Source organism: Chlorobium sp. KB01, assembly GCF_001975465.1.
Taxonomy (GTDB): domain Bacteria; phylum Bacteroidota; class Chlorobiia; order Chlorobiales; family Chlorobiaceae; genus Chlorobium.
Genome location: NZ_MPJE01000061.1, coordinates 1 through 3,933 on the forward strand (window position 1 = coordinate 1; position 3,933 = coordinate 3,933).

Annotated in this window: 4 protein-coding genes and 1 CRISPR repeat array; all 4 genes read left to right on the forward strand. The window is 47.0% G+C overall.

What is annotated here, in order from left to right; translation table 11 throughout:
- Window positions 1–273 precede the first annotated feature (273 nt).
- The gene (locus BOO20_RS06130; protein WP_076791394.1) at window positions 274–1,002 is read left to right on the forward strand and encodes a PaeR7I family type II restriction endonuclease; all 729 of its coding nucleotides are present in this window, start codon (window positions 274–276) and stop codon (window positions 1,000–1,002) included.
- Complete coding sequence (locus BOO20_RS06135) at window positions 999–1,910, forward strand: site-specific DNA-methyltransferase (protein ID WP_076791395.1); 912 nt, start codon at window positions 999–1,001, stop codon at window positions 1,908–1,910. Before BOO20_RS06130 ends, BOO20_RS06135 begins: the two co-directional genes overlap by 4 nt.
- 17 nt (window positions 1,911–1,927) lie before the next feature.
- Window positions 1,928–2,065, forward strand: coding sequence for a hypothetical protein (locus BOO20_RS06140; RefSeq protein ID WP_233120909.1), 138 nt, complete (start codon window positions 1,928–1,930; stop codon window positions 2,063–2,065).
- 274 nt (window positions 2,066–2,339) lie between these two features.
- Window positions 2,340–3,084: a CRISPR direct-repeat array (repeat unit 35 nt; unit sequence GCATATATCTAATTGCACTCACCGAGGATTGAAAC).
- Window positions 3,085–3,166: 82 nt separating this feature from the next.
- The coding region (locus tag BOO20_RS06145; protein ID WP_076791397.1) for a transposase at window positions 3,167–3,933 on the forward strand (767 nt) is incomplete at its 3' end.

Consider the following 3,933-nt stretch of genomic DNA (forward strand, 5'->3'; position numbering starts at 1 on the left):
GTCTCGCCCTAAAGTTTACCAGCGAGTATGGCCTGTCAATGGCCGAGACCGCCCGGCAACTGGGAGTAACTACAGGCGGAGTGAACTATATGACACGAAAAAGCTGATATATTGAGAGTTCTATCGTTGCTTAACAACGTCCTGGAGTATATTGAGAGTTCTATCGTTGCTTAACAACGTCCCGGAGTATAAGGAGTATAAGGAGTGCGCGTTTGACCGGTAAATTACGTATTTTTTGTTTTTTCCTTTATGAACAGGGCAAACAAAGTGATAATGAACCCGGCAATACTTCAGGGACTACCAAAATGGAGCGAAAGGGCGGTGGCCCATTATTGGCAGACAAGGGCTGTACAGGTTGAACGGCAGGAACAGAGCGGCAAGGCTGATCAGGGCCTGCGCAGCGCTGTAACCGGAGGAGCCCAGTTGGATGGATTTATTGACTTGTTCACGGAACTCATTATCAGTGCGGGTATTGCAGAGCAGTATGTGTTCAGAAAGAGGTCAGTTGAACTTCCGGGATATTTCAGGCCGACAAAAGAGTGGGATCTTCTTGTTGTCCGTGATCAAACCTTGATTGCTGCCATTGAAGCAAAATCACAAGTGGGCCCCTCTTTCGGAAACAATTTCAATAACCGGACAGAGGAGGCTATGGGCAGTGCACTCGATTTGTGGACGGCATATCGCGAACATGCGTATCTTGACAGTCCACAGCCATTTCTTGGATATTTTTTTATGCTGGAAGAGTGCGAGGCATCCATTCTTCCGGTGAAGGTTAAAGAGCCTCATTTCAAGGTGTTTTCGGAGTTTGAAGGTGCTTCATACCAGCGTCGCTATGAGCTTTTTTGTCGTAAACTGGTGCTCGAACGGCATTATACTGCTGCCGCTTTTATAACTTCTTCCGGAAAGGAGGGTATCGATGGTAGCTTTCATGTACCGGCAGATGATCTTTCGCTGGAACGTTTCGCAAAAATTCTTACGGGTCATATTGGTACATTTTTATGAACAACAGTCACCATTCGTTGCACAGGCTCATTAATGGAGATGCACGTGACCTCTCTTTCGTTGATGACGATTCTGTGCATCTTGTCATAACCTCACCACCATACTGGAATCTGAAGCGGTATAATGAATCGCCGGATCAGCTTGGTCATATTGATGATTATGAGGCATTTCTTTCAGAACTTGAAAAAGTCTGGCGTCATATCTACCGGGTTCTTGTTCCGGGAGGTCGCCTTGTCTGTGTTGTCGGGGATGTTTGTGTTGCCCGGCGTGATTTCGGGAGGCACCTTGTTTTTCCGCTTCATGCCGATATTTGCGTTTCCTGCCGCCATATTGGTTTTGACAACCTGAACCCGATCATCTGGCACAAGATTGCCAATGCCTCTTACGAGGTATCCAATGGATCAAAGTTTCTTGGCAAGCCATACGAGCCGAATGCCATTATCAAAAATGATATGGAGTTTATACTCATGCAGCGAAAGCCTGGAGGGTATCGCAAGCCAAGTGAAGAGCAACGGGATGCCAGCCGAATCAGCAAAGATGATTTTAATCATTGGTTTCAGCAAATCTGGACTATTCCCGGAGCCTCAACAAAACAGCATCCTGCGCCATTTCCCCTTGAACTTGCGTTACGGATTGTGAGGATGTTTTCTTTTGAAGGCGATACCGTGCTTGATCCGTTCTGTGGGTCAGGAACCTCCATGATTGCCGCACTTAAAACCGGTCGAAACAGCATTGGAGTTGAAACGGATGCGGATTATTGTCGCATGGCCGCACGGCATCTGAAAGCCGAAGCAAGCGATTTTTTTTCTACAGCAAAGCTCATTTTTGAAAAAGCGACCGTTAACGATGGTATCACCATCAACGAAGATGTAGAGCTTTACAACGTACGCCCGGCAAAAAATATCTGAACATTTTTGAAACAAGAATGTGGCAGGAGTCCCGTGACGGCTATACCGGCAAAACGCTCAATTTCCGGCGCCATATTGAAAAACAGGTCAGGATCATGCGGGATGTCATAGCCGGAACCAGGGATAAGTATGATCCGTACCGGCTTCCGGTATAGAGTTGCCCAAAATAAACGCAGATGCATCGAGACCTCACGAACAGGAAGCTGAAAAACAGCTCTTTTCGACTGTAACATAAGGCTTGGTATGGGTTTAAAAGATATTTTCATGCACAATGAGCCTTCGATGTTGTTTATCTTCATGATTTTGTTTAAGATACAGATGCTGTACAAGAGTAAAATCAGGCCATTGTCCCTTGAAATCGCCGGTTTTTCAACGAGCCTTCGATTTCGCGCCAGCAACCCTTGCCAGTAAAGGGTTTCCGGATGCACTGCATATATCTAATTGCACTCACCGAGGATTGAAACTGTAATGCTGGAGCTGAGTATGTGCTCAGCGTCTGGGCATATATCTAATTGCACTCACCGAGGATTGAAACATCAAGACACACACATCAACACGACTACGCACCCAGCATATATCTAATTGCACTCACCGAGGATTGAAACTGCGGGGAGCAGGCGGTTGCCGCTCTGGATTGTGGACGCATATATCTAATTGCACTCACCGAGGATTGAAACGCCCTGAAGGGCACACAGGAATACGCGGAGTTCATGAGGCATATATCTAATTGCACTCACCGAGGATTGAAACCCGGAGATATAGGTAGTTCACGCTTCACTGTCCATGTGCATATATCTAATTGCACTCACCGAGGATTGAAACAAACAATACCCGAGATGTTTGAGAAGGTCAGATCGGCGCATATATCTAATTGCACTCACCGAGGATTGAAACGTGTTGTTTTACCTGAACCAGCCGGGCCGTACACCGCATATATCTAATTGCACTCACCGAGGATTGAAACAACCGTACGGTTATTTATCAGCCTCTCAAACTCACCGCATATATCTAATTGCACTCACCGAGGATTGAAACTCTTTTTGTTGTGAACATGTAACCGGGTTCAGTCGGCATATATCTAATTGCACTCACCGAGGATTGAAACCCAGCGTAGTCCGGCCACGGGGCAACGCGCTTAAGCATATATCTAATCGAGTGAGACTTTGGGACGTTGTTTAATAAGAGAAGAAGTTGGTGTATCTTTTTTATATTACTTACGAATCATATTCTGTCAGCAAAACAAGCGAGGATGATACATGCCGAGAGGAGCGAGACTTGATGCGCCCGGAACATTGCATCATGTAATTATCCGTGGGATAGAGCGAGGTGCTATAGTTACCGATGATGATGACCGTAAAGAGTTTATGCGTCGCATGGGTACTCTTGCGAAGGGTTCCGGAACAGCAATCTATGCCTATGCGCTGATGACGAACCATCTGCACATCCTGCTCAAAAGCAGCGAGAGCGGACTCTCAACCTACATGCGCCGCCTGCTTTCCGGTTATGCTCAGTATTACAACCGTCGCCATAAAAGAGCAGGCCATCTTTTTCAGAACCGTTATAAATCAATTATCTGTGAAGAGGAGGCATATTTTGACAAACTGGTTGCCTATATCCATCTCAATCCACTGAAAGCAGGCATTGTCGATTCATTTGAGGAGCTTGCCCGATATCCCTGGAGCGGTCATGCGGTGCTGATGAAACGGATTAACCATGAGTGGTTTGACCGGGAGTATGTGCTGAGTTATTTCGGAAGTACGGAGGGGAAGGCACGAAGAGCATACGTTGTGTTTCTTGAGGAGGAGATGGGTGTTGATCGTGAGCAGGAACTGTCGGGGGGTGGTCTGGTTCGATCACATGGCGGTTGGTCGAACGTGCTGACGATGCGCAAGCAGGGGTTGAGGGAAAAGGGTGATGAACGGATACTGGGGAGTGGAGAGTTTGTGCAAACGCTGCTTGCAGAGGCCGAAGAGTCGGTTGATCATCAGCTATCTTCAGGTGAACGGTTGGAGCAGGTGCGAAA

What these genes read in the sequence shown, in the direction of transcription:
- BOO20_RS06130 (WP_076791394.1), top strand. Translation starts at nt 274, where the DNA reads ATGAACCCGGCAATACTTCAGGGACTACCAAAATGGAGCGAAAGGGCG.
- BOO20_RS06135 (WP_076791395.1), top strand. Translation starts at nt 999, where the DNA reads ATGAACAACAGTCACCATTCGTTGCACAGGCTCATTAATGGAGATGCA.
- BOO20_RS06140 (WP_233120909.1), top strand. Translation starts at nt 1,928, where the DNA reads ATGTGGCAGGAGTCCCGTGACGGCTATACCGGCAAAACGCTCAATTTC.